The organism is Sphingomonas sp. FUKUSWIS1 (assembly GCF_000733135.1).
In the GTDB taxonomy this organism is placed as follows: domain Bacteria; phylum Pseudomonadota; class Alphaproteobacteria; order Sphingomonadales; family Sphingomonadaceae; genus Sphingomonas; species Sphingomonas aerolata.
In genome coordinates this window covers 1-2,933 of the sequence record NZ_JPJC01000064.1, presented here as the reverse complement: position 1 = coordinate 2,933, position 2,933 = coordinate 1, and the positions used below count along the sequence as shown (strand labels likewise).

Here is a 2,933-nt window from a genome sequence, read left to right as displayed (position 1 = left end):
GGGCGCCTTGCCGGTCGCGACGTTGGCGGCCGTGATCATGGTATCGATCGGCGTGGCGGCGCGACCCGTCGCGGCAGAACGCGTTTGCCGGGCTTGCCGCACTGGTCCGCCATGGGTGAAGGCGCGATGCGGATCGATCGGTTCCTGTGGTTCGTCCGGCTCGCCAAGACGCGCAGCGCGGCCCAGGCGATTGCCGAGAAGGGGCATCTGCGAATCGACGGCCGCGCGATCGACCGCGCACACTGTCCCGTCCGGATCGGCAACGTCCTCACCTTCGCCGCCAACGACCGCGTCCGCGTGATCCGCATCGAGGCACTGCCGACACGCCGCGGTCCCGCCCCCGAAGCGCAGGCGTGCTATCAAGACCTGATCGCCGGCCAGACCCCCGCCGGCACCGAAGCGGACGACGTCGCACCACCCCGCCCGTCATCCTGACGAAAGTCAGGATCCAGGATACCAAAGGACAGCGTCTCATTGCCTTGGATCCTGACTTTCGTCAGGATGACGGCGTGGTTTGGGCGGAGGCGGTCGGAGGCGGCAAAGCCTGATAACGTCTCGCAGAAGGCTTGCTATGATTGACGCGACGGGCCTGCGCGCATAGTCGCAGGCCGTTCGTCGCCGGGAAGGAATCCGGCCCAGGAGTTCTGCAATGACCTACGTCGTCACCGATGCCTGCATCCGCTGCAAGTACATGGATTGCGTGGAAGTGTGCCCGGTCGATTGCTTCTATGAGGGCGAGAACATGCTGGTGATCAATCCCAGCGAGTGCATCGACTGCGGCGTGTGCGAACCCGAATGCCCCGCCGAGGCGATCCTGCCCGACACCGAGAGCGGGCTGGAGCAGTGGCTCGAACTCAACACGACCTTCTCTGCGCAGTGGCCCAACGTCACTCGCAACGACAACCAGACGCCCCCCGACGCGGACGCGATGAAGGGCGTTGAGGGCAAGTTCGACAAGTATTTCTCGCCCGAGCCCGGCGCCGGCGACTGAAAATCGCACGAAATTCGTGTCTTTATGGCGGATTGGGGCACGAGGGCTGTCACGATCGGCTGGTAATTTTGTTGCAAAGATGGTAATTGGGTCCGTGACGGGCGCGATATGTCAAGTCGTCCGCCTGGAGTATGTTCGAACCCTATTCCTCCACGGTGCAATCCGGCGAACGCGTCGCTGTGGCACCGCGTGGAGGCATTGATCCGGAAAGGCCCCCAATGGCTGCTAAGGCACTGTCCTTCGACGTCGGTGATTTCGTCGTTTACCCAAAGCACGGAGTCGGCCGTGTGATCGAGCTGCAACGCTCGGAAATCGCCGGCATGACGCTCGAACTTTACGTCCTCCGCTTCGAGAAGGAGCGCATGACGCTCCGCGTTCCGACCAACAAGGCCGAAAGCGTCGGCATGCGCAAATTGTCCTCGGACAAGACCATGCGCGAGGCGATGGACACGCTCAAGGGCAAGCCCAAGGTCAAGCGCACCATGTGGTCGCGCCGCGCGCAGGAATATGAAGCGAAGATCAATTCGGGCGACCTCGTGTCGATCGCCGAAGTGGTCCGCGACCTGTTCCGCGCCGACGACCAGCCCGAGCAGAGCTATTCCGAGCGTCAGATCTTCGAAGGTGCGACCAGCCGTCTCGCCCGCGAACTCGCCGCGATGGAAGAGATTGACGAGCCCAAGGCGCAGGAGAAGATCCTCGACATTCTCCGCGCTGCCGCCGCGATCTACAACAAGGACAAGCTGCCCGCCTGACCGCTGGCGCTCCGTTCGATGACGCAAGGGCGGTCCCGCGGGGCCGCCCTTTTGCGTTTCTGGCCCGCCGGCCGATGACCACCACGAATTCCGCTTCCGCCTCTCGCCGATCGGGTGTATTGTTTGGGCAATACACAGGAGGATGCCATGAAGTATCTCGCGCTCGGTCTGATGATGCCGCTTGCTGCCTGCTCGTTCAGCTGGTCGGGAGACGATGACGGGGCGGGGGCATCGCCGAGCGGCACCGGCACGACCCGCACCTACATGCTCAGTGATTTCAGCTCGATCGACCTGCGTGGGGCGAGCGATGTCGATGTGCGCGTGGGAACTGGCTTTTCGGTGCGCGCCCAGGGACCGGTCGAGCTACTCGACCGGCTGAAGATCGAGCGGGAAGGCGACACGCTCGAGATCGGGCGGCGCAAGAATGTGGATCTTGGCTGGGGCCGATCGGGCAAGGTCAAGGTCTTCGTCACGCTGCCGCGGCTGGCGGCGGCGGCGATATCGGGATCGGGTGACATGACCGTCGACCGGGTCGAGGGAACGCGATTCGCAGCCGATGTCGCGGGCTCCGGCAGCCTGGGCGTCGCGGCGGTGAAGGTCGACGATCTCGCGGTCTCGATCGCGGGGTCGGGCAGCGTTTCGGCGGCGGGATCCGCGCGGGCGCTGGCGGTCGAGATCGCGGGCTCGGGTGATGTCGACGCAGCCGGGCTCAAGGCCCGCTCCGCGCGGGTCGAGATTGCCGGTTCGGGCAGCGTCCGCGCGATCGTCGATGGCCCTGCCACCGTCGACATGATGGGGTCGGGCGATGTCGACCTGGGCAGCGTGGCACGGTGCACCGTGTCCAAGATGGGCTCCGGCTCGGTCCGCTGCGCACCGTGACCCGCTGCGCGCGCGGCTTGCGTCGGTGCGTCGAAGCGGCAACGATCTGGCGATGATCCGTTTTCTTGCCCTGCTGCTCCTGTTTGCCTGTCCCGTCGCCGCAGCCGCGGCCGATCGTAGCGTGTCGGTGGGCAGCTTCGAGCGGGTCCGGATCGACGGTCCGTTCGACGTGCGCCTCGTCACGGGATCGCCCGGCGCGAAGGTCTCTGGGGATCCGCACGCGACCGAGGCGGTCGAGATCCGCGTCGACGGCGCGACGCTGTCGGTCCGGCGGAGCACGAGCCGCTGGGGCGAACGCCCCGAGGCGGGGG

4 protein-coding genes and 1 pseudogene are annotated in these 2,933 nt (G+C 65.8%); all 5 read left to right on the top strand.

Translation table 11 applies throughout. The features are described 5' to 3' along the window. The first annotated feature begins 111 nt into the window (after positions 1 to 111). A complete protein-coding gene (locus sphsw_RS05290; RefSeq protein ID WP_042466606.1) occupies positions 112 to 435 on the top strand; it encodes an RNA-binding S4 domain-containing protein in 324 nt (107 codons plus the stop codon). A 214-nt stretch (positions 436 to 649) separates the two neighbouring features. Next, complete coding sequence (fdxA, locus tag sphsw_RS05285; RefSeq protein ID WP_031393648.1) at positions 650 to 991, top strand: ferredoxin FdxA; 342 nt, start codon at positions 650 to 652, stop codon at positions 989 to 991. Between the two features lie 218 nt (positions 992 to 1,209). Further along, a complete protein-coding gene (locus sphsw_RS05280; protein ID WP_031393647.1) occupies positions 1,210 to 1,743 on the top strand; it encodes a CarD family transcriptional regulator in 534 nt (177 codons plus the stop codon). Positions 1,744 to 1,890: 147 nt separating this feature from the next. Next, entirely contained in the window at positions 1,891 to 2,622 is a 732-nt protein-coding gene (locus tag sphsw_RS05275; RefSeq protein WP_031439684.1) for a head GIN domain-containing protein, read from the top strand. A 52-nt stretch (positions 2,623 to 2,674) separates the two neighbouring features. After that, positions 2,675 to 2,933, top strand: a pseudogene (locus tag sphsw_RS05270) (head GIN domain-containing protein); the annotation flags it as partial.

Bases quoted from the DNA above. Each gene is read 5' to 3' on its own strand.
- sphsw_RS05290 (WP_042466606.1), top strand. From the start codon at position 112: ATGGGTGAAGGCGCGATGCGGATCGATCGGTTCCTGTGGTTCGTCCGG.
- fdxA (WP_031393648.1), top strand. From the start codon at position 650: ATGACCTACGTCGTCACCGATGCCTGCATCCGCTGCAAGTACATGGAT.
- sphsw_RS05280 (WP_031393647.1), top strand. From the start codon at position 1,210: ATGGCTGCTAAGGCACTGTCCTTCGACGTCGGTGATTTCGTCGTTTAC.
- sphsw_RS05275 (WP_031439684.1), top strand. From the start codon at position 1,891: ATGAAGTATCTCGCGCTCGGTCTGATGATGCCGCTTGCTGCCTGCTCG.